Source organism: Paenibacillus sp. J2TS4 (genome assembly GCF_018403245.1).
Lineage (GTDB): Bacteria > Bacillota > Bacilli > Paenibacillales > NBRC-103111 > Paenibacillus_L.
Window position 1 is genome coordinate 64,380 of record NZ_BOSH01000003.1, and the last position, 20,760, is coordinate 85,139.

Sequence of the window (20,760 nt, forward strand, 5' to 3'; positions counted from 1 at the left end):
TCATAAACGGCCGTTTTCGCAACAACTAACAGCTTGATTAGGTAATCTAAGGAGGAATCGGGTTAGTCATGGCTCAAATGAACTTGAAAGAAGCAATTAGAGACGCAATGCGCGTCGAACTTAAACGCGATCCCAACGTTCTGCTGTTCGGGGAAGACGTAGGGAATGTGGGTGGAGTTTTCCGTGCGACCGAAGGATTGCAGGAGGAATTCGGAGAAGAGCGTGTATTTGACACTCCACTGGCGGAATCAGCCATTGGCGGTTTGGCTGTCGGCTTGGGAACCCAAGGGTTCCGGCCGGTAGCTGAAATCCAATTTATTGGTTTTATCTATGAAGCTTTGGATCAAATATGTGTGCAGGCTGCCCGGATGCGTTACCGTTCCGGCGGCAGATACCATGCTCCAATCGTGTTCCGCACCCCTTATGGCGGTGGCGTCAAGGCGGCTGAACTGCATACCGATTCCCTGGAGGGACTCCTGGTTCAGACTCCCGGGATTAAGGTCGTTATTCCTTCTAATCCTTACGATGCCAAAGGCCTGCTCATTTCGGCGATTCGCGATAATGATCCTGTCTTTTTCATGGAGCATCTGAACTTGTACCACGCGTTCCGTGCGGAAGTGCCGGAAGAGGACTACACCATTCCGCTAGGCAAGGCCAAAGTTGTTCGCGAAGGTACAGATGCGACGATTATTACTTACGGTGCTATGGTTCATACTTCTTTGAAAGCGGCCGAGGAGATGGAAAAATCAACAGGGGCCAAAATCGAAGTGATTGACCTGCGGACGATCATGCCGCTCGATATAGATACCATTGTAGAGTCGATCAAGAAAACAAATCGCGCCATCGTAGTCCAAGAAGCGCAGAAAACATCTGGTGTAGCCGCTGAAGTAATTGCTCAAATTAACGAGAAGGCTATTCTACATCTGGAAGCTCCGGTTCTCCGTGTCTCTCCGCCGGATACCGTGTATCCGTTCGCGCAAATCGAGGATCAGTGGCTTCCCAATCCGGCCCGGATTATTGCCGGACTTAAAGAAGTACTGGAGTTTTAAATAATCTCGAGTTAATTTTATATACTCGGCAATAATGGTTTCAAAGCTCATGAAGTGGAGAAAGAAAGATGCTTCCAGGGCGAGTTTTGGCTTTGTATTCCTACCATCCGAAGGCCCAACCATATAGAAGGAATCTATTGGTTTCGGGGTCCCCGAAAAGTATCTGGAATTGCTTCGAAGCTCATCTTCACTTTTTGGGGAAGGAGTATGATGTTTGAAGCTTCGGAGGCACTTTCCTTCGGAACGGAATGATAGCTTTCTTTAGTGCCATATATAGCCCATCAGAGCATTCGGCGGTTAGATTCGATGCATAACGATTAAGGAGGTTGGAGCCTTGGCCATATTTCAATACAGATTCCCCGAGCTGGGGGAAGGGCTGCACGAAGGTGAAATCGTCAAGCTGCACATTAAAGCTGGCGATAAAATAACAGACGATGATATTATTATGGATGTGCAGAACGACAAGGCGGTCGTAGAAGTGCCTTGTCCCGTTAACGGCACAATTGTAGAAGTGAAAGTACAGGAAGGCCAGGTATGCAACGTCGGCCAAGTAGTGGCTGTCATTGATGCCGAGGGAGATATTCCTGAACAGCCTGATTACGGAGACACCGAAGGTTCCGCTGAGGAGAAAGTGGAAGACAATATTGGCGAGGCTGTTGTCGAGAACGTGGAGAAGGCCGCTGTGGATACGGCTCAGGCTGGCCAAGCAGGCTCTGCTGAGGCGAAATCGGCTGCGCGGGAAGTTCTGGCTACGCCAAGCGTTCGTAAATTCGCCAGGGAAAAAGGCGTGAGCATTGCGGACGTGCCGGCTACTGGCAAGAACGGACGAGTGACTCGCGAGGACGTAGATGCGTTCGTCGCTGGCGGAGGCAAAGCGCCTGCGGAGGACAAGCCTGCGGCACCGGCTGCATCGGCAGCAGGCCAACCGGCGGCAGCCGTATCGGGCGATCGGATCGAAGAGAGGGTTCCGTTCAAAGGAATTCGCAAAGTCATCGCCAATGCGATGGTCAAATCCGTTTATACGGCTCCACATGTTACGATCATGGACGAGGTGGACGTATCACAGCTTGTCGCTTTGCGAGCGAAGGGCAAGCCACTGGCCGAGCAAAAAGGCGTCAAGCTTACCTATTTGCCGTTTATCGTCAAAGCTCTAGTCGCTGCGGTTAGACAATTCCCGGTGATGAATGCGACGATCGACGAAGAGAACAACGAAATTGTTTACAAAAAGTACTATAACATCGGAATTGCCGCCGATACGGACAATGGCTTAATTGTCCCGGTTGTTAACGATGCCGATCGCAAGAGCATCTGGTCGATCGCAGCGGAAATTAATGATTTGGCTACCCGCGGGCGTGAAGGCAAGCTGGCTCCAGCCGAGCTTAAAGGAAGCACGATCTCGATTACCAATATCGGCTCTGCCGGCGGAATGTTCTTCACTCCGGTCATTAATTTCCCGGAAGTAGCTATTCTGGGAACGGGACGTATATCCGAGAAGCCGGTCGTTAAGAATGGCGAAATTGTTGCGGCTCCGGTAATGGCATTGTCGCTGAGCTTCGATCATCGTATTATTGACGGAGCTACGGCCCAATATTGTATGAACTATATCAAGCAGCTTCTTGCAGATCCCGAGCTGCTAGTCATGGAGGTGTAAATATGGTAGTCGGAGATGCGTCTATCGATATTGATGTTCTAGTTATTGGTGCGGGGCCTGGCGGTTATGTAGCCGCCATCCGTGCCGCTCAGTTAGGTAAAAGCGTAATGATCGCGGATAAAGCGGAGGTTGGAGGCGTCTGTCTGAATCGCGGATGTATTCCTTCCAAAGCGCTTATTTCTGCGGCTCATCAATACGAAACCATGCAAAGCGGTGACATCGGTATTTCGGCCGAAGGGGTTAAAGTGGATTTTGACAAAGTTCAGCAGTGGAAATCTTCCGTCGTCAACAAGCTGACCGGCGGCGTAGCTTCTTTGTTGAAAGGCAACAAAATTCAAACGTTCAACGGCGAGGTTATGTTCATTAACGAGAACGAAGCGCGGTTGTTTAACGAAAGCGAATCTCCCCGCTATCGCTTCCAGCACTGCATCATTGCTACAGGCTCCCGCCCGATTGAGCTTAAAGCTTTCCCTTATGGCGGACGTATCCTGTCCTCTACTGAGGCACTGGAACTGCAAGAAATTCCGAAGAGCCTGGTCGTTATCGGCGGGGGGTATATCGGAATTGAGCTGGGCCAAACTTTTGCTAAATTTGGCACCAAAGTAACTGTACTGGAAGGCTCGGATACGATTCTTCCGGGATTTGAGAAGGATCTGTCGCAGCTGGTAGCCCGCAAGCTGAAAAAATCGTCTGTAGACATTCACACCGAAGCTATGGCTCAAGGCTGTGAGCAGAACGAGAATGACGTAACCGTCACGTTTACCGTTAAGGGCGAAGAGAAGAAAGTAACAGCCGATTACGTGCTGGTTACCGTAGGACGTCGTCCGAACACCGATGGCGAGCTTGGACTCGATTTGATCGGAGTTAAGACTACGGATCGCGGCCTTATCGAAGTAGACGAGCAAGGCAGAACGAATATCCCGCATATTTATGCGATTGGTGACATTGTGGCTGGTCCTGCGTTGGCTCACAAAGCATCCTACGAAGGTAAAGTGGCAGCTGAATCGATTGCCGGAATGCCGAGCATCGTAGATTACCGTGCCATTCCGCTGGTCGTCTTCTCCGATCCGGAAATCGCCAGCGTCGGATTGAGCGAGAAGGAAGCCAAAGAGAAAGGGATTAACGTCTCGGTTGGTAAATTCCCGTTTGCCGCTAACGGCCGTTCCCTGTCCTTGAATGCAGCCGAAGGCTATGTTAAAGTAATAGCCAACAAAGACAACGGACTTGTCCTTGGTGCGCAAATCGTGGGGGCCGAAGCCTCCAACCTCATTTCCGAATTAGGATTGGCAATTGAAATGGGGGCTACGCTCGAAGATATTGCCTTGACGATTCATGCTCACCCGACCTTAGGTGAGATTGTGATGGAAGCGGCAGAGGTCGCTCTTGGGCAACCGATTCACATTAAAATCTAATCGAACAACAATAGGCCAGCCTTACGGGGTTGGTCTTTTTTTCTGCGCAGGAACGGGTTTGAAGCAAGGCTGGAATCGCAAGCGGCTTTTCGGTATGCTTAGAAAGGAATCCACGATGCCCAAAGGAATGGTTGAAGAGGTTATTCAAAATTTCCTTATTAATCACGAAAAAAGATACCCAGAAGTGACCTATATAAATTGAACTAATGATTGAATAGTTATGAAGTGGAGAAAGAAAGATGCTTCCAGGGCGAGTTTTGGCTTTGTATTCCTACCATCCGAAGGCCCATCCCATAAATAAGGAATAATGGGTTGGAACGGGGTCCCCGAAAAGTAACTGGAATCGCTTCGAAGCCTATCTTCACTTTTTGGGGAAGGAGTATGATGTTTGAAGCTTCGGAGGCACTTTCCTTCGGAACGGAATGAGGCTATTCTTTAGTTCAACATATATAGAAGCCGATTGACTTGTTGCTCTCCCCTTAAAGGCGTAAAATTTAGGGAACCGAGGTGAGGAAAATATTATTGCATAAAGGAGATGTTCTTTTCCGTCAAGGAGAGGCCGGATCTTTGTTTCGGCTGAGAAGCGGGATGTTAAAAATTGTAAGGGTGCATGAGGATGGGAATCCGTTAATTATGAATATTATCGTTCCAGGAGAAACGATTCCTCACCATTCATTGATATCGCCGGGTCCGTATCATGGAACGGCCGTTGCCATCGTCACAAGTGAAATCGAGCCGATTCCGTGTGAAGAGTGGTACTCCGAGCTGGAGAGGAATCCGGAGAAGTATAGAGAGGTAGCTCTATTGTTGCAAGACAAGCTAAGAATGATGCAGCAGCGAATGGATCATCTGACGACGATCTCACCATCCGAACGCTTACGTTTGTTTCAGGAATGGTTTGCCAGGTACATCGGGGATATTCCGGTAAGCGAGGTGCTGACCCAGGAAGAAATAGGTCACTGGATTGGCATTCGGCGGGAAACAGTCAACCGTATGCTGCGGAGCCATTCCTTATAGAGGACGTGACCCGAATTACATTCGGGGTACGGCGTATGTCGAGATCCGTTAAGGAATAAAGCCGCCATAATGCTCGCGAGTATGTTAATCGCTGAGCATTATGGCGGCTTATTAGCTGCGATTTGATGAAGTGGGAACAGATCAGACTACGCTTTCTTCTCTTTCGGCTTCATTTTCGATTGCCAGGGCAATGTCCGGCCCAAAGCATTCATAATGAATTTGCTCAGCCGCTATTCCCCAATCTGCCAGTGCACGATAGACCATGCGAAGCATCGGAACAGGCCCGCAGAGATAGAAGTCACGATCCGGGTCTGGCAATATTTGCTGCAGCCAGTTCAGATCAACAAATCCATCTTTGTCGTAAGATTGATGTGCGCGATCTTCCGGTGTAGGCTGCGAGTAGCATACATAGGAATGGAGCCATTCATTCTCCTCGGCCAGGCGGGCGACGTATTCCTTCATAGCATGGGTTTGCGAGTTGATGGCCGCATGGATAAATGTAACCTGGCGTCCGTTTGGGGCTTTGGCCAATGAGTTCAGCATGGCGATCATAGGGGTTAAGCCAACCCCGCCGCTTATCAGGACGATCGGTCGTGAGGAATCGTTATCCAGCGTAAAATGGCCTGCCGGTGCACTCAGCGGGAGCAGATCCCCTTCTTGAACGGAATGGTGCAAATAAGTGGATACGATGCCGTCGGGTTGTCCGCCTCTGCCGTCCTCTCGTTTTACACTAATCCGGTAATAACCGGTATCGGGACGATCCGACAAGCTGTATTGACGGATATGGGTATTCTTCTGTCCTGGAATATCAAGCTTTATGCTGACATATTGACCGGGCTCATAGGAGGCCAGATCGCCGCTGTCTGCAGGCTCCATATAAAAGGACGTAATCACGTCGCTTTCCTTAACTTTTTTGACGACTTTAAACACGCGAAAGCCTTCCCAGCCGGCGGATTGTTTCGCGCTTGCCTCGTACATTTCGGCCTCCACTTGAATGAACACGTCAGCAATCGCTTGGTAGGCTTGAGCCCAGGCTTGAATAATTTCCTCTGTAGCCGCCTCACCCAGCACGTCCTTAATCGCCATCAGCAGATGCTTGCCGACAATAGGATAATGATCCGGCTTAACGCCTAGGCTGCGGTGCTTATGGGCAATTTGCACGACAGCCGGCAGAATGGCCTCCAGTCGTTCGATATTTTGAGCGGCGGCCAGAACGGCATGGGCCAGAGCAGTTTGCTGTCTGCCTCGATTCTGGTTGGCGTGGTTGAATATATTTAACAACTCCGGGTGATTGGCGAACATCATTTGGTAGAAACGGGTCGTTATTTCTTCTCCGCGCTGCTGTAGAACAGGTACAGTGGACTTAATAACCTCTATGGTTTCCTTGCTGATCATCTTAATCTCCCCTTTCCAGAGTTACCCTTTTGCAGCAGGTCCTATATAGATCTGGGTCAGCATTTCGCTGCTTAGAGGGCTGTATCTGGCTTAAGTATATCGCTTCGTTCCTCTCCTCTTAGTGATCCTGATCACATCAGATTTGAAAGATTAGTGAATAGAACGGATCAGGCCAATTCCCAAATCTGGAATAAAATTCGGCATTGTTGTCAACAATGGGAGAAACAATGATTTCTTTGAGCTATGCTGACCAGGAAGGGGAATGCTTATGTTGAAAAAATGGGTTTCAAGCCTGCTGGGAGCCGTGGTGCTGTTGGCGGTTGTCCTGCCTTATGCCCATGCTGAGGAGAAGGAGAGCGGTACGATCGATCTGACTCCCGGCGCCCGATCCGCGATTCTGATGGATGTCGACACGGGAACGATCATCTATGATAAAAATATGGATGAGAAACTGCCGCCTGCAAGCATTACTAAAGTAATGACGATGCTGTTAATTATGGAAGCTCTGGATGAAGGCAGTTTGCAAATAAACGATAAAGTGCGAACAAGTGAATATGCGGCATCTATGGGAGGCTCACAGATTTTTTTGGAGCCGGGGGAAGAGATGACCGTCGATGAAATGCTTAAAGGAATCGCCATGGCTTCAGCTAATGATGCTTCCGTTGCGATGGCGGAGAAAATATCCGGCTCCGAAGAAGCTTTTGTGAAAAAGATGAACGAACGAGCGAGGCAGTTGGGAATGACGAATACGCATTTTGTCAATTCTAACGGTCTTCCGGCTTCCGATCATTATACGAGTGCGCATGACATTGCCATCATGTCCAGGGAATTAATGAAGCATGAACAAATAACGAAATATACCGGAGCTTATCAGGATTATTTGCGTAAAGATTCTGCCAAACCATTCTGGCTGGTCAATACAAACAAGCTGGTCCGGTTCTATGAAGGTGTGGACGGTCTTAAGACCGGCTACACGAGCGAAGCGAAGTTTTGTCTGTCCGCTACGGCCAAAAAAGAAAATTTCCGCGTAGTTGCGGTAGTGTTAGGGGAGCCGAATACTAAAACGCGAAATGCGGAAGTCACCAAGCTGTTCGATTACGCCTTCTCGCAGTATACGAATCATCCTATCGTGAAATCCGGCGACAGTTTGGGAGAGCTGAAAATAAGCAAAGGAAAAGAGCATCTCATTCCGTTAACGGCCAAGCATCAATACGGGATTCTGCTGAAACGAGGAGAGGTCAGCGAGGGAATCCGCCATGAAGTGCAGCTGAGAACGGATCTGAAGGCGCCGGTCAAGGCGGGTCAGGAAATAGGCAAAATCATTGTCTACAAGGCCGATCAGCCGCTTAAGGAATTTCCGCTGTATTCACCGGTGAATATTGATAAAGCCAACTGGTGGACGATGATGAAGCGAACGATGGGGCATCTGTTCTTCGTAGATTGACGCGAATCCATGTCGGATTGTAGCACATTCCTTCTACTTCTATCACTTTTCTTCTAGTTTTGTCGGGCGTGAAGGAATTGCCCGGTATCTCGTAGAAGTGATTGGGCAAGATGGAGGAGGAATGAACAGATGAGTTTACAAATCGAAATGGAGCATGGGCGAAGAGCTCTGATCGTCCGTCTTGCGGGTGAACTGGATCACCATACGGCGGACATCGTCAAAATGCGCATGGAGGAAGCGATCCGGCAAGGAGCGGTCACTCACATCATTCTTAGTCTGGAACGATTGAATTTTATGGACAGCTCTGGCTTGGGAGTTATTCTCGGCCGCTATAAGCAAATTACCGGAAAAGGCGGGAAAATGATCGTCTGCGGAGTCAATCCTTCTGTCTACCGTCTGTTCGAAATGTCGGGTTTATTTAAAATATTGGCCATCGAGGAAAATGAGAGACAGGCAATCTCTAGTTTGGAGGTTGTATCATGAACAATAATTACATGAAGCTCCAATTTGCCAGCCGTTCCGAAAACGAATCTTTTGCCCGGGTAACGGTGGCCGCCTTTGTCTCTCAGTTGGACCCGACGTTGAATGAGCTGACGGATATTAAAACCGTCGTATCCGAGGCGGTAACGAACGCCATCATTCACGGATACGACAACCAGCCGGATGGATGGGTCACCATCACTTGCTCGATAGAGGACGATATCGTCCGGATTTCCGTGGAAGACAGCGGCCATGGAATTCCCGATTTGGAACAGGCGAGACAGCCGCTGTATACCTCCAAGCCGGAGTTGGAGAGATCGGGAATGGGCTTTACCATTATGGAAAATTTTATGGATGATATTGAAATCACAACCAATGTTGGCAGTGGAACGATGGTGACCATGACAAAGCGGATAGAAACAAAAAAATGCGCCGTTTGATTAGGGGTAATGGATATGAATGTCGACTTAAAGAACGCCTCTCATAGCTACCTTGACGATGCGGAAGTAAAGCGGCTCATCGCTCTTAGCCAATCCGGCGACCCTATTGCCAGAGATACTTTGGTCAATTGCAATATTAGACTGGTCTGGTCGGTCGTTCAGCGGTTTTTGAATCGCGGATACGAGGCGGAAGATTTGTTTCAGATCGGGTGTATCGGCTTGTTGAAGTCGGTAGATAAATTCGATTTATCCTATGACGTTAAGTTTTCTACCTATGCCGTGCCCATGATTATCGGTGAAATTCAACGGTTTTTGCGGGATGACGGAACCGTTAAAGTGAGCCGGTCTCTTAAGGAAATGGCTAACAAGGTCCGCAAAATGAAGGACGAATTGGCCAAAACGATGGGCAGACTGCCGACAGTTAAAGAAGTGGCGGATGCGCTGGAGATCGCTCCGGAGGATGTAGTCATGGCCCAGGAGGCCAATAAACCGCCTTCCTCTATTCACGAAACCGTGTTTGAGAATGATGGCGATCCGATCACGCTTATGGATCAAATCTCGGATGAGTCGCAAGACAAATGGTTTGAGAAGCTTGCGTTGAACGAAGCGATCGGGATGCTCAATGAGAGAGAACGATTAATCGTTTACCTGCGCTATTTCCGTGACCAGACGCAATCCGAGGTGGCCGAAAGACTCGGAATATCCCAGGTGCAAGTGTCCCGCTTGGAGAAGAAAATATTGCAATCCATCAAAAACCAAATAGCTCAGTGACAAATTCACAATAAGAGCAGCCCCCAGTTTCCCGATTCGGGATAACCGGGGGTTTTTTGGTGTGGTAGATGGCTGCTTCCTTGTCATGAGGAACGATTGAGAGGGGGTTAGGGATGAGTAGGGAGACGGGGCTCTTCACATAATAAGGAAGGTAAGGAGAAGACAGGATTCAAGGTAGGAGTCGAAAGGAGAGGAAGAGATGGAGCCTTCTGATCATTCGGTTATTTATATTCGCTTCAAAAAAAGGGTTCGCTGCGAGCCTGGGCAATCCATCGTGCTCGGAAGGATTGCGCGAATCGTGGCCGACCCGGAAAAAGAAAAGACATTAAGTGAGCTTCCGATTCGCTTTCCTGAACCTAAAGACGGGAATTTGCTGCTGATCGACATGATCCATGTCGTGCGCAAGATTCAACAGCTGTTTCCCGGCGTTCAAATCGAATTGTATGGGGAGCCCCACGTTCTGGTAGAAATCGCCCGGACGGAGCGCCGCGCTCATCCTTTAGTTATTGGATTTGTCTGGATTTTGCTGTTCATTGGCTCGGGGCTCGCCATCATGAATTTTCATGCCGATGTCAGTATGCCCGCAGTTCATCGGAGAGTGCATGAATTGCTTACCGGAGAGATCAAGGAGACGCCTTATTTATTGCAAATTCCTTACTCGGTTGGGATTGGGGTCGGGATGATTTTGTTTTTTAACCATCTGTTCAAAAAGAAATTCAACGAGGAGCCAAGTCCGCTTGAAGTCGAGATGTTTTTGTATCAGGAAAACTTAAACCAATATATTATTACCGAGGAATACGCCAAATTAAGCGGCAGCAAGGAAGCGGCTCCTTATGCTGACAATGAACTTGGTTAGTCTGCTGCAGGTGTTGATCGGCTTGGCCGGAGGACTGGTTGTCGGCACCGGGATGGTGGCTTTTCTGATCGTTCTCGACATTATTCCCAGACTGGCGCAAGTGACGAAGTCGCAGCGCTTTATTCATTGGTACGAAGGAGCGGTTATCAGTGGATCGCTGTATTGGACATTTGCCGATTTTTTTCATTGGAAAACTCACCTGACTCCGTTTTCCACTGCATTTTTCGGCTTTTTTGCGGGAGGGTTTGTCGGTTTGTTGGCGGCCGCGTTAACCGAAATCATTAATGTTCTGCCGATTCTGGCCAAGCGGCTTGGCCTTGGACAGTATGTCATTCTTTTTTTGATGGCGATGATATTCGGGAAGGTGATAGGCTCTTTGCTGGAATGGTTTTTGTTCTAGCATGGACAAGCTGATTTGCCGCGCAGCCGATGAAAGGGAGAGAAGAACGCGGTCTTATTGTGTTTGGCAGGTGATTATGATAAATTTTATAATAACTCTTTTCAAAAGCTCCAGGAACATTCTATAGGGAGAGGAAGTTTCGCATGTTTCTACACGGTACAAGTCAAATTAATGATAAAGGACATTTGGAAATTGGCGGCTGCGATACGACAGAGCTGACCGCTAAATGGGGGACACCGCTTTATGTAATGGATGAAGCGCTAATTCGTCAACGGTGCCGCGAATATGTCGAGGCTTTCCGCGAGTCCGGCTTTAAGTTTCAGGTAGCTTACGCCAGCAAAGCTTTTTGTGTCCAGGCTATGTGTCGGATTGCCGAGGAGGAAGGCTTGTCATTGGATGTCGTATCCGATGGAGAACTGTATACCGCTTTACAAGCGGGGTTCCCGGCGGAACGAATACATTTTCACGGGAATAACAAATCGCCTGCGGAGATTGAGATGGCGATAGAGGCGAATATCGGCTGCTTTGTTGCCGACAATTTTGTCGAGCTGCACATGCTGAATGCGATCGCGGCTGACAAGAACCGCAAAGTGAACATTTTATTAAGAATTACTCCTGGTGTGGAGGCTCATACCCATGAGTTCATTTCGACCGGACAGACCGATTCCAAATTCGGATTCGATTTGGGGAATGGCTCGGCCTACCGGGCGGTGGAGGAAGCATCCAAGCTGCCGAATGTGGAATTGCTCGGCATTCACTCCCATATTGGCTCGCAAATTTTCGAAGTGGACGGCTTCAAGCTGGCGGTGGAGAAAATGATCAGCTTTGCTATAGAGGTGCGTTCCGGGCTTGATGTCACTTTCCGTGTGGTCAATCTGGGAGGCGGGTTTGGCATTCGTTACACCGAGGAGGATACACCGCTTCCGGTGGGGGAGTATGTCCGAGCGATTACAGATGGTATCGCCACTTATTTTGGCAGCCATAACTATCCGCTTCCGGAAATCTGGGTCGAGCCGGGACGCAGTATTGTCGGCGAAGCCGGGACAACCCTCTACACGGTCGGCACGGTCAAGGAAATTCCGGGAGTCCGTAAATACGTTGCCGTCGATGGAGGGATGACGGATAATCCTCGTCCGGCACTGTATGATTCTAAATACGAAGCGATGCTCGCAAATCGGGGAACCGATTCTAACGAGGAGACCGTATCGATAGCCGGCAAATGCTGCGAGAGTGGGGATATGCTTATTTGGAATGTGGATTTGCCCCGAGTCCAAACGGGCGATCTTCTGGCTGTCTCCTGTACCGGTGCGTACAATTATGCGATGGCCAGCAATTATAATCGCATTCGCCGTCCGGCGGTCGTTCTCGTCAGCGAAGGTCAGGCGGATGTCGTGGTCAAACGGGAAACACTGGCGGATTTATTAGGCAACGATGTCATTCCAGAGCGTCTGCAGAAAAAAACAGCCGGCACGGTATAAAAGAGCAGCTTTGCTCTGCAAAACTTGCAGGTGGGGCGGGGAAGACCAACAACGTTCCCCCATTTTGGGCAAACGAAATGCCATTTTTTGCTGAAATGATGCAACGCTAGGCTATTTTGGACATAGGGTGCAAAAGTACCTCTTAATTTCCGTATTTGTTTATTTTGGGTGATCGAAGTGCAAAAGTACCTCTTAATTTGACGAAAACATCAATGTTCAAAAAAAGTGAGAATTAAAGAGCATTTTTACACCCTAATCTCAAAAAGTTGCATAAGCTGCAGAGTTGAGGTGCATTTTTGCACCTTAAATTCATTTCCCAAGGGTACGTGCAGGTTGAGGCTTCGATGCCGAATTTGGTTTTTTGGCATCCTTCGGGATGATTTCTAAAAAGAACAAATAGGGGAGGGGGAGCAATTAATGCCCTCTCCCTTGTCGCGTATGTGGAACCATGCTGGTGTTTTTGCTCGAAGTCGATTACAATAAGAAGGGTACCAGCCTATTATAAAGAGAAGGAGTGACCCATATGGCAAAGCAAGCAATAATTGCCCTGGAGAACGGCGGAGAAGTAGTCATCGACCTATTTGACAAGGACGCTCCTAACACGGTAGCAAACTTCGAGAAGCTTGCCAATTCCGGGTTCTATAACGGTCTTGTATTTCATCGTGTCATCCCTGGATTCGTAGCACAAGGGGGATGCCCTAATGGGGACGGCCGAGGGGGCCCTGGATACGAAATCGACTGTGAGATCAATCCCAATCGACATGAGCGGGGAACGCTGGCGATGGCTCATGCCGGCAAGAACACGGGAGGCAGCCAGTTCTATATCTGCTATGCGCCTCAGCCACATTTGGACGGAGTTCATACCGTCTTCGGGAAAGTGGCTAAAGGAATGGAGCATGTCGATGCTTTTCAGGGAAGAGACAAGATGGAGACAGTAAAAGTAGTCGAAGTATAGTCTCGCGGACGAAGTGAAGTCCCTTAACATGGTTATGGACCTAAGGGAAAATAATTGAATACATGTTTCCTTCGGGGGTGGGTGAAATTCCCTACCGGCGGTGATCCCGGGCTGCGGCAAGCGGCTGCGGGCAAGTCCGTGACCCGGCTGCATCGCTCTGTCTGAAGCGTGCAGGCGGTGGATTCGGTGAGATTCCGGAACCGACAGTATAGTCTGGATGGGAGAAGGAGAAAGAAGCAAGTGGCCGGCTCGGGCTTGAGCTTTTTTTCACATGTTGAATGGTGAAAAAAAGAACAAACGATCCGTTTATTTGCTTGTTTCCTCATACCTTTAACAGCCCCTTGAATAACAAGGTTCGGCCGACCCGCGATGAGGGTGGTCGAAGCCTTGGGTCAAGGGGCCTTTTGTATAAACCCGGTTATCGAGGTATAGCGGGTGAGAAGGATGGTGAGTATGAACAGCATGGACTTATTGAATGAAGAACATTACATGAGGCTGGCTCTGGAGCTGGCCCGCGGCACACAAGGCCAGACGGAAATTAATCCGGTCGTTGGTTGTGTCATCGTTAAAGACGGCCGAATTGTCGGAATGGGTGCCCATCTGGAAAGGGGCCAAGCTCACGCGGAGGTCCACGCCTTAGAGATGGCGGGCTCGCAAGCCGAAGGAAGCGTCGCCTACGTTACGCTGGAGCCTTGCAGTCATTACGGCCGGACCCCTCCTTGCTGCGACCGCCTCATTGAAGCCAGAGTAGCCAAGGTCGTCGTAGCCAGTACGGACCCTAACCCGCAGGTAGCTGGTTCGGGGATAGCACGGCTGAGAAGCTGCGGCATACAAGTCGAGGTTGGCCTCTGTGAGCAAGAGTCAAGGCAGTTGAACGAGGCCTTCAATAAATATATTGTCACCAAACAGCCTTTTGTAACGCTCAAAACGGCCAGCACGCTGGATGGTAAAATCGCCAGCCGAACGGGGGACAGCAAGTGGATCACGAATGAGCGGTCGCGTGAGTACGTCCATGCCCTAAGGCACCGCCATCAAGCCATTATGGTAGGAGTGGAGACGGTTATCGCTGATAATCCGCGCTTGACAACCAGGTTATCGGTCGATGCGATTAATCCGATTCGACTAGTCATCGACTCCAATTTGCGGATCCCGATGGACTCTCTTGTGCTGAACCAAGAGGCGAAGACGATCATCATTACGACATCCGCCGCCCCGCAAGAGAAGCGCGAACAGTTAACAAAGCGGGGAATCGAATGGGTGGATGCCGGATCGGGCCCCAAGGTCGATTTGCAGCTGGCCATGCATAAGCTCGGGGCCAAAGGAATCAGCTCGATTCTGCTCGAAGGCGGAGGACGCTTGAACGGTGCGATGCTGGAGTGTGGACTCATTGATAAATGCATTCTGTTCTACGCCCCCAAAATCGTAGGCGGGCCCCAAGCACCGAATAATTTTCAATTCGAAGGCTTTGATCGGATGAGCGATTCTGTCGAGCTGGACATCGTTCAGGTACAGCAGATAGAACAGGATATCTGTATGATTGGGTATCCAAAATATAGAGGGGCATTGAGCTGGAGAAAGGGGGAGTAAAGATGTTTACAGGGCTGATTGAAGAGATTGGCACGCTGCGCCGCATTTCCCGTCAGGGACAGGCGATGATCTTGACGATTGAGGGCAAACGGGTGCTGGAGGACGTTCAGCTCGGAGACAGCATAGCGGTGAACGGAGTTTGTCTGACGGTCGTTGCGTTTGACGGTACCACTTTTACTGTAGATGTCGTGCCGGAAACGTTCCGTAAATCGACGCTTCACCGACTGGCTCCCGGTCAACCGGTCAACCTGGAACGGGCGATGTCCATTCAAAGCCGATTTGGCGGCCACATCGTCCAAGGACACGTCGATGCGACTGCAGTCATTACGGCGCGGGACAATGAGGACAACGCCGTTATTTTTCGAATCGAGCCGGATGATGGTGCGGTTCTGAAATACATTGTTCCGAAAGGCTCTATTACAGTAGACGGCATCAGCTTGACCGTCGTAGAAGCGGAAGAGACATACTTCACCATCTCGATTATTCCTCATACGCTCGCCCAAACGGTGCTGCAGAGCAAAAAGCCAGGCGATCCGGTTAATATTGAATGTGATGTGCTTAGCAAATACGTGGAAAGACTGCTCGCCTTTCGGGATAAACCGAATTCAGCCTCTTCTGGACGGAAGCCGGCGCTGACGGAACAGTTTTTGGCGGATAACGGATTTTATTAAAAAAAGGGGGGAGACGCTATGGCGGATCCGGTACAATTTGATAAAATTGAAGAAGCGATTTATGATTTAATGATAGGCAAGGTCGTTATCGTAGTCGATGATGAAGACCGTGAGAATGAAGGAGATTTTATCGCCTTGGCGGAAAGGGCTACTCCCGAGGTGATCAATTTTATGATCAAGGAAGGAAGAGGGCTCGTCTGCACGCCAATTACGGAGGAGCGTGCGAGAGAGCTGGACTTGCCGCTTATGGTTTCACATAACACGGATTATCACGGAACGGCCTTTACCGTTTCCGTAGATCATCTGGAGACGACTACAGGGATCTCCGCTCATGAAAGATCGTTGACCATTAAGGCGCTGATTGATCCCAAGGCAAAGCCTGCTGATTTCCGCCGGCCGGGGCATATCTTTCCGCTTATCGCGAAGAAGGGCGGAGTCTTGCGCCGGGCAGGGCATACGGAAGCGGCTGTTGATCTGGCCACTATGTGCGGATCGTACCCTGCGGCAGTGATTTGCGAGGTCATTAAAGAGGACGGATCGATGGCCAGAGTTCCTGATCTCGTGCAGATTGCACGGGAGCATGAACTGAAATTAATTACGATTCGCGATCTGATTCGCTATCGCAACGAGAAGGAAAATTTGGTCAAGCGTGAAGTCGAGGTCAAAATGCCTACCGATTTCGGGCAATTCACGGCAGTTGCTTACACCAATGAAGTTGACAGCAAAGAGCACGTTGCCCTCGTTAAAGGGAAAATCGATAGTTCCCGGCCGACGCTTGTCCGGGTTCATTCTGAATGCCTGACCGGGGATGTATTTCATTCGAACCGCTGTGATTGCGGGCCTCAGCTCGCCGCGGCATTAAAACAAATTGACGAAGCGGGCTCGGGTGTGCTTTTATATATGAGGCAGGAAGGGCGCGGAATCGGGCTGATCAATAAATTGAAGGCCTATAAGCTGCAAGAACAAGGGCTTGACACCGTTGACGCCAATCTCAAGCTCGGATTCGCTCCTGATTTGCGGGATTACGGGATCGGGGCGCAAATATTGAAGGACTTGGGTGTCCGCCAAATGAAGCTGCTCACCAACAACCCTCGCAAAATAAAAGGTTTGGAAGGCTACGGTCTGGAAGTGGTCGAAAGAGTTCCGATTCAGATGGAAGAGAACGAGAGTAATACCCGCTACCTTCATACGAAAAAGGATAAGCTGGGTCATTTGCTTCATTTTATTAATGATACCGAAGAGGAGACGAAGGAAAATGGCAAAATTGTATGAAGGACATCTAGTATCTAAAGAAGCCAAATACGGCATTGTGGTCGGCCGTTTTAACGAATTTATTACAAACAAGCTGCTGTCGGGTGCGCTGGACGCTCTTAAGCGGCACGGGGCGGAGGAAGAAGAAATTGAAATCGCTTGGGTCCCCGGAGCATTTGAAATTCCGCTCATTGCACAAAAAATGGCGGAAAGCGGCAAATACGATGCGGTCATTACATTAGGAGCGGTTATTCGCGGCTCGACGCCACACTTCGATTATGTATGCAGTGAGGTTTCCAAAGGGGTAGCGGCGATCAACCTGAAGACGGGCGTTCCTACTGTCTTTGGAGTGCTGACGACTGATTCTATAGAGCAAGCAGTCGAAAGAGCCGGGACGAAGGCTGGGAATAAAGGCTGGGAGGCCGCCGCAACGGCAATTGAAATGGTGAACCTGGTTAAGCAGTTGAAAGGATAATGGAGCTTCTTGCTTATTTCGATCTGGATACGCTTTTGTTCCGGGCTGTCGCATTTATGCTGGCCATTACATTGCATGATGTCTGGCTGTCCGTGTTCGCTCTTCTATTGGGCGACCGGACGGCCAGAGAACAAGGGCGGGTTCACGGCAACCCGGGCAGACATCTGGATCCGTTAGGATCGCTAATGGTGCTGTTCGGCCCGTACGGATGGAGCCGGCCGGTCACATTAAGCCCGAAGCCATTGGAGAAATCAAGTCGGTTCATGCTGATCTTGTGGGCTTTATCCGGACCGCTGCTTCACCTGGTTCTAAGTCTTCTATTCGGCTGGCTGTTTCTGGAGCTGCCGCTGGATGGCCCGCTAGGAGCGGGCGGAGGCTGGGCCGGAGCTTTGCTCAAAGGCATTTTGCACTATTGCTATATTGTTAACGTTCTTCTGTTTCTGCTGAATTTACTGCCGCTTTATCCTTTGGACGGCTGGAAGCTTCTGCGTCATCTGGCTTCCGGACGAATGGCGGCATTTCTCGATAAATATGAAAAATGGAGCTTGCTTGTGCTGATGGCCTTGCTGATGCTTCCCTTCGGACGGCATTGGCTCGAAATGCTTTTTCAACAGGTTAATCATTGGTTAATGGCGGTCTATTCCGTAGGATGAGGGGGAGAAGGAGTGAAGGTAACTTTCAAATTGGAAACATTCGAAGGCCCCCTCGATTTGCTGCTTCATCTCATTGATCAAGCTGAGGTGGATATTTACGACATTCCGATTAAAGAAATCACGGATCAATATTTGGAATATATCTCGGCTATGCAGCAATTGGAGCTGGAGGTGACCAGTGAATTTCTGGTAATGGCCGCCACCCTGTTGTCCATCAAAAGTAAGATGCTGCTCCCCAAGCCTCCGGTGATCGAGTTGGAATGGGATGGTATGGAGGAGGGCGAGGGAGAGGATCCGCGTGCAGAGCTTGTGCGCAAGCTGATTGAATACCGTAAATACAAAGGGATTGCGGATCATCTAAGAGATAAAGAGCTGGAGCGCAGCTTGATCTATACAAGGGAGCCGGAGGATCTGACTCCTTACGTACCTAAGAACGTCAATCCAGTCGAAGGAATTCATGTGGCGGACCTTGTCTGGGCCTTCCAGAAGGCGCTGCGTAAAATGGCGGAGCGAAACCGGATTACTAAAATCCGCAGGGATGAAATATCGGTGAAGGACCGAATTACGGAAATTGTTACGCTGCTGGACAATCGCGGAGGCAGAGTATTGTTCTCCAAGCTGCTGGAAACCGGATTCAACCGGGAAGACATTGTCGTTACTTTTCTCGCTTTGCTGGAGTTGATGAAAATGAAAAAGGTACAATGCTACCAGCATAATCGTTTCGAAGATATTGTCATCCAGGCGAGAGAGGATGGTGAGGGAATCCATGGATACACCCCAGATGAAATCAGCTATTGAAGGTTTGTTATTTGTAGCCGGAGATGAAGGGCTGGATGGCAAGCAATTGGCCGATGTGCTGGAGCAGGATGTCCGCCAGGTTATTTCCGTCTTGCAGGAAATGAAAGAAGAGTATAAAAATCAAGCAAGGGGTATTCAAATCGTAGAGATGGCAGGCACCTTTCAATTGACGACCTTGCCTGAGCATGCCCCTTTTTTTGAGCGACTCGCTCATTCTCCCACTCGAACTTCTTTGTCCCAGGCCGCACTGGAGACACTTTCTATTATTGCTTATAAACAGCCGATTACGCGCGTGGAAATAGAAGAAATTCGCGGGGTCAAATCGGATCGCGCTCTCAGTACTTTAGTTGCTAAAGAGCTGATTGAAGAAGTCGGCAGAGCGGAAGCGATCGGAAGACCGATTTTGTACGGAACGACTAAGCAATTTTTGGATTATTTTGGTTTGATGAGCATTGATCAACTGCCGGAGAAGGATCATTTTGCCCAGGATGTGGATCTTGAGGAGGAGACTAGATTGCTTTTCGAGAAACTCGATGTAGAGCAGTTGACGATCGACGATATCAACTCCGGTGTGGAAGAATAAAACGAATGTTTTCATAATGGAAATCACATACTAAACTCCATGTGAAGGATTACGGCTAATCTGTCCCTTACTTCGCATCGGGGTTTTTTTGTCGATAGGAGGCCTGGATCATGCTCATTTTCTGGTTATTTTTGGCGGCTGCCTTAATCGTCGTGGCCGTTATTGTCTTCTCCAGTCACCTGACTTTTAAATTGTACGTGTCCCGGGTTCGCGAGAACGATAAGATTTATATTCAACTGAATGCATTGTTCGGAATGATTCGGCTAAAATACGAGGTATCCGCCCTTATGTTCAAAAGTCTGGAAAAAGGATTGAAAATGAAAACGTCACAGATAAATGAAAACAAGGCGACAAAAATGAATGACACCGAGGATCTGATTAATCTGGATAAAATCAAGCAGTACTACCACAATTTTAAAGTGTTCCTTTCACAAATATCGAATTATTGGGAATGGATGAAAGGGACTTTGTCCCGCGTCAAAATCAAGCGATTGGAATGGTCCACTCATGTTGGAGCGGGGGATGCACCGGAAACCGCAGTTTTGACCGGAGTGGTCTGGAGCTTGAAAGCTTCCCTGCTAGGTTATTTGCAGCAATACGTCCGGCTTCAGTCAGAGCCCAAGATTAATGTGCAGCCTCAGTATAATCGGACACTATTTACCACGGAAGTCGTGTGCATAGCGAAAATTCGCCTGGGTTATGCTATAGTTGCAGGACTAATGCTGCTGATTCGCATGATGAAAGTGAAGGGAGGAATCAAGACATGGCAGACCATCCTATCCAAGGCCTAATGAAAACAGCGATGGAAAATATCCGGGATATGGTTGATGTAAATACGATTGTCGGTGATCCGGTAGAAACTCCGGATGGAAGTGTCATCATGCCGATTTCCAAAGTGGGATTCGGTTTTGCGGCCGGAGGCAGCGAGTTTGTCACCGACTCGGAGGGTGGACCTACCGCTGGTGCGGCACATCAGGGAGCCACGAATCAAGGAGCAGCCAACGACGCCAACCATGCAAAGGTTGCGCTTCCGTTTGGCGGAGGAAGCGGGGGCGGGATTTCGATTACTCCGATCGCTTTTCTCGTGGTGGGACAACAAGGAGTTCGTGTCGTTCCGTTGGATAATCAGACACACTTGTTTGAACGGCTGATCGATTCCGCTCCACAAGTGGTGGACAAGATTCAAAGCATGATCAAAGGAAATACTTCCACAGCTGCTGCTTCGCCAGCACCTACCCCGCCGCCTGCAACACCGCCTGCAGCACCACCTGCGGCACCGCCTAAGCCTGCGGATCCGAATACTATGCCTTCCTAATTAATTCCAAATGTTCCAAGCCAATTTCATGTAATTGGACCGGCCGGGAACGAGTTCAAGTTGCAAAAAGCTGCCGTTA

The 20,760-nt window shown here is 49.4% G+C and carries 22 protein-coding genes and 1 riboswitch; of the genes, 21 read left to right on the forward strand and 1 reads right to left on the reverse strand.

Going from position 1 to position 20,760, the window contains the following annotated elements; genetic code table 11:
* Positions 1 to 68 precede the first annotated feature (68 nt).
* The 4 genes from KJS69_RS07595 to KJS69_RS07610 all read left to right on the forward strand — a co-directional run bounded on the left by KJS69_RS07595 (position 69) and on the right by KJS69_RS07610 (position 5,129).
* Positions 69 to 1,049, forward strand: a complete 981-nt coding sequence (locus KJS69_RS07595; RefSeq protein WP_213583143.1) for an alpha-ketoacid dehydrogenase subunit beta — start codon at positions 69 to 71, stop codon at positions 1,047 to 1,049.
* Between the two features lie 334 nt (positions 1,050 to 1,383).
* Positions 1,384 to 2,700, forward strand: a complete 1,317-nt coding sequence (locus KJS69_RS07600) for a dihydrolipoamide acetyltransferase family protein (protein WP_213583144.1) — start codon at positions 1,384 to 1,386, stop codon at positions 2,698 to 2,700.
* 2 nt (positions 2,701 to 2,702) lie between these two features.
* Positions 2,703 to 4,112: a dihydrolipoyl dehydrogenase gene (gene lpdA, locus KJS69_RS07605; RefSeq protein ID WP_213583145.1), complete on the forward strand. Its 1,410-nt coding sequence runs from the start codon at positions 2,703 to 2,705 to the stop codon at positions 4,110 to 4,112.
* 516 nt (positions 4,113 to 4,628) lie between these two features.
* Positions 4,629 to 5,129, forward strand: coding sequence for a Crp/Fnr family transcriptional regulator (locus KJS69_RS07610; RefSeq protein WP_213583598.1), 501 nt, complete (start codon positions 4,629 to 4,631; stop codon positions 5,127 to 5,129).
* 141 nt (positions 5,130 to 5,270) lie between these two features.
* Here KJS69_RS07610 and hmpA read toward each other — a convergent pair whose 3' ends face one another.
* Entirely contained in the window at positions 5,271 to 6,524 is a 1,254-nt protein-coding gene (hmpA, locus tag KJS69_RS07615; RefSeq protein WP_213583146.1) for an NO-inducible flavohemoprotein, read from the reverse strand.
* Between the two features lie 268 nt (positions 6,525 to 6,792).
* On the opposite strand from hmpA, the gene KJS69_RS07620 reads away from it, so the two are divergent.
* From KJS69_RS07620 to ytfJ, 17 genes are all read left to right on the forward strand, one after another.
* Positions 6,793 to 7,968 carry a D-alanyl-D-alanine carboxypeptidase family protein gene (locus KJS69_RS07620; RefSeq protein ID WP_213583147.1) on the forward strand — a complete coding sequence of 392 codons (1,176 nt, stop codon included), beginning with the start codon at positions 6,793 to 6,795 and terminating at the stop codon, positions 7,966 to 7,968.
* A gap of 129 nt (positions 7,969 to 8,097) precedes the next feature.
* Positions 8,098 to 8,451 (forward strand): anti-sigma F factor antagonist, encoded by a 354-nt coding sequence (spoIIAA, locus tag KJS69_RS07625; RefSeq protein WP_213583148.1) that lies wholly within the window; start codon positions 8,098 to 8,100, stop codon positions 8,449 to 8,451.
* Positions 8,448 to 8,888 (forward strand): anti-sigma F factor, encoded by a 441-nt coding sequence (spoIIAB, locus tag KJS69_RS07630; RefSeq protein WP_213583149.1) that lies wholly within the window; start codon positions 8,448 to 8,450, stop codon positions 8,886 to 8,888. The genes spoIIAA and spoIIAB overlap by 4 nt, the downstream gene beginning before the upstream one ends.
* A 15-nt stretch (positions 8,889 to 8,903) precedes the next feature.
* Positions 8,904 to 9,659 (forward strand): RNA polymerase sporulation sigma factor SigF, encoded by a 756-nt coding sequence (gene sigF, locus KJS69_RS07635; protein WP_213583150.1) that lies wholly within the window; start codon positions 8,904 to 8,906, stop codon positions 9,657 to 9,659.
* A 199-nt stretch (positions 9,660 to 9,858) separates the two neighbouring features.
* Positions 9,859 to 10,515 (forward strand): stage V sporulation protein AA, encoded by a 657-nt coding sequence (locus tag KJS69_RS07640; RefSeq protein WP_213583151.1) that lies wholly within the window; start codon positions 9,859 to 9,861, stop codon positions 10,513 to 10,515.
* Positions 10,493 to 10,915, forward strand: a complete 423-nt coding sequence (locus tag KJS69_RS07645; protein WP_213583152.1) for a stage V sporulation protein AB — start codon at positions 10,493 to 10,495, stop codon at positions 10,913 to 10,915. The genes KJS69_RS07640 and KJS69_RS07645 overlap by 23 nt, the downstream gene beginning before the upstream one ends.
* A gap of 143 nt (positions 10,916 to 11,058) precedes the next feature.
* Positions 11,059 to 12,393, forward strand: coding sequence for a diaminopimelate decarboxylase (gene lysA, locus KJS69_RS07650; RefSeq protein ID WP_213583153.1), 1,335 nt, complete (start codon positions 11,059 to 11,061; stop codon positions 12,391 to 12,393).
* A gap of 523 nt (positions 12,394 to 12,916) precedes the next feature.
* A complete protein-coding gene (locus tag KJS69_RS07655) occupies positions 12,917 to 13,348 on the forward strand; it encodes a peptidylprolyl isomerase (protein WP_213583154.1) in 432 nt (143 codons plus the stop codon).
* A gap of 63 nt (positions 13,349 to 13,411) precedes the next feature.
* Positions 13,412 to 13,581, forward strand: a riboswitch (FMN riboswitch).
* 229 nt (positions 13,582 to 13,810) lie between these two features.
* Positions 13,811 to 14,935, forward strand: a complete 1,125-nt coding sequence (ribD, locus tag KJS69_RS07660) for a bifunctional diaminohydroxyphosphoribosylaminopyrimidine deaminase/5-amino-6-(5-phosphoribosylamino)uracil reductase RibD (RefSeq protein WP_213583599.1) — start codon at positions 13,811 to 13,813, stop codon at positions 14,933 to 14,935.
* Positions 14,936 to 14,937: 2 nt separating this feature from the next.
* Positions 14,938 to 15,606, forward strand: coding sequence for a riboflavin synthase (ribE, locus tag KJS69_RS07665; RefSeq protein WP_213583155.1), 669 nt, complete (start codon positions 14,938 to 14,940; stop codon positions 15,604 to 15,606).
* 18 nt (positions 15,607 to 15,624) lie between these two features.
* Entirely contained in the window at positions 15,625 to 16,878 is a 1,254-nt protein-coding gene (locus tag KJS69_RS07670; RefSeq protein ID WP_213583156.1) for a bifunctional 3,4-dihydroxy-2-butanone-4-phosphate synthase/GTP cyclohydrolase II, read from the forward strand.
* Entirely contained in the window at positions 16,862 to 17,332 is a 471-nt protein-coding gene (ribH, locus tag KJS69_RS07675) for a 6,7-dimethyl-8-ribityllumazine synthase (protein ID WP_213583157.1), read from the forward strand. The genes KJS69_RS07670 and ribH overlap by 17 nt, the downstream gene beginning before the upstream one ends.
* A complete protein-coding gene (locus KJS69_RS07680) occupies positions 17,332 to 17,985 on the forward strand; it encodes a site-2 protease family protein (RefSeq protein WP_213583158.1) in 654 nt (217 codons plus the stop codon). Before ribH ends, KJS69_RS07680 begins: the two co-directional genes overlap by 1 nt.
* Positions 17,986 to 17,997: 12 nt before the next feature.
* On the forward strand, positions 17,998 to 18,783 hold the full coding sequence (locus KJS69_RS07685; protein ID WP_213583159.1) for a segregation and condensation protein A: 786 nt from the start codon (positions 17,998 to 18,000) through the stop codon (positions 18,781 to 18,783).
* Positions 18,752 to 19,366 (forward strand): SMC-Scp complex subunit ScpB, encoded by a 615-nt coding sequence (scpB, locus tag KJS69_RS07690; RefSeq protein WP_213583160.1) that lies wholly within the window; start codon positions 18,752 to 18,754, stop codon positions 19,364 to 19,366. Before KJS69_RS07685 ends, scpB begins: the two co-directional genes overlap by 32 nt.
* A gap of 110 nt (positions 19,367 to 19,476) precedes the next feature.
* On the forward strand, positions 19,477 to 20,157 hold the full coding sequence (locus tag KJS69_RS07695; protein ID WP_213583161.1) for a DUF2953 domain-containing protein: 681 nt from the start codon (positions 19,477 to 19,479) through the stop codon (positions 20,155 to 20,157).
* The gene (ytfJ, locus tag KJS69_RS07700) at positions 20,130 to 20,681 is read left to right on the forward strand and encodes a GerW family sporulation protein (RefSeq protein WP_213583162.1); all 552 of its coding nucleotides are present in this window, start codon (positions 20,130 to 20,132) and stop codon (positions 20,679 to 20,681) included. Before KJS69_RS07695 ends, ytfJ begins: the two co-directional genes overlap by 28 nt.
* Positions 20,682 to 20,760 lie beyond the last annotated feature (79 nt).

What these genes read in the sequence shown, in the direction of transcription:
- ribE (WP_213583155.1), top strand. Translation starts at nt 14,938, where the DNA reads ATGTTTACAGGGCTGATTGAAGAGATTGGCACGCTGCGCCGCATTTCC.
- ribH (WP_213583157.1), top strand. Translation starts at nt 16,862, where the DNA reads ATGGCAAAATTGTATGAAGGACATCTAGTATCTAAAGAAGCCAAATAC.
- ytfJ (WP_213583162.1), top strand. Translation starts at nt 20,130, where the DNA reads ATGGCAGACCATCCTATCCAAGGCCTAATGAAAACAGCGATGGAAAAT.
- spoIIAB (WP_213583149.1), top strand. Translation starts at nt 8,448, where the DNA reads ATGAACAATAATTACATGAAGCTCCAATTTGCCAGCCGTTCCGAAAAC.
- KJS69_RS07640 (WP_213583151.1), top strand. Translation starts at nt 9,859, where the DNA reads ATGGAGCCTTCTGATCATTCGGTTATTTATATTCGCTTCAAAAAAAGG.
- KJS69_RS07680 (WP_213583158.1), top strand. Translation starts at nt 17,332, where the DNA reads ATGGAGCTTCTTGCTTATTTCGATCTGGATACGCTTTTGTTCCGGGCT.
- KJS69_RS07620 (WP_213583147.1), top strand. Translation starts at nt 6,793, where the DNA reads ATGTTGAAAAAATGGGTTTCAAGCCTGCTGGGAGCCGTGGTGCTGTTG.
- spoIIAA (WP_213583148.1), top strand. Translation starts at nt 8,098, where the DNA reads ATGAGTTTACAAATCGAAATGGAGCATGGGCGAAGAGCTCTGATCGTC.
- hmpA (WP_213583146.1), bottom strand. Translation starts at nt 6,524, where the DNA reads ATGATCAGCAAGGAAACCATAGAGGTTATTAAGTCCACTGTACCTGTT.
- KJS69_RS07670 (WP_213583156.1), top strand. Translation starts at nt 15,625, where the DNA reads ATGGCGGATCCGGTACAATTTGATAAAATTGAAGAAGCGATTTATGAT.
- KJS69_RS07655 (WP_213583154.1), top strand. Translation starts at nt 12,917, where the DNA reads ATGGCAAAGCAAGCAATAATTGCCCTGGAGAACGGCGGAGAAGTAGTC.
- KJS69_RS07695 (WP_213583161.1), top strand. Translation starts at nt 19,477, where the DNA reads ATGCTCATTTTCTGGTTATTTTTGGCGGCTGCCTTAATCGTCGTGGCC.
- KJS69_RS07645 (WP_213583152.1), top strand. Translation starts at nt 10,493, where the DNA reads ATGCTGACAATGAACTTGGTTAGTCTGCTGCAGGTGTTGATCGGCTTG.
- sigF (WP_213583150.1), top strand. Translation starts at nt 8,904, where the DNA reads ATGAATGTCGACTTAAAGAACGCCTCTCATAGCTACCTTGACGATGCG.
- KJS69_RS07595 (WP_213583143.1), top strand. Translation starts at nt 69, where the DNA reads ATGGCTCAAATGAACTTGAAAGAAGCAATTAGAGACGCAATGCGCGTC.
- lpdA (WP_213583145.1), top strand. Translation starts at nt 2,703, where the DNA reads ATGGTAGTCGGAGATGCGTCTATCGATATTGATGTTCTAGTTATTGGT.
- scpB (WP_213583160.1), top strand. Translation starts at nt 18,752, where the DNA reads ATGGATACACCCCAGATGAAATCAGCTATTGAAGGTTTGTTATTTGTA.
- lysA (WP_213583153.1), top strand. Translation starts at nt 11,059, where the DNA reads ATGTTTCTACACGGTACAAGTCAAATTAATGATAAAGGACATTTGGAA.
- ribD (WP_213583599.1), top strand. Translation starts at nt 13,811, where the DNA reads ATGGACTTATTGAATGAAGAACATTACATGAGGCTGGCTCTGGAGCTG.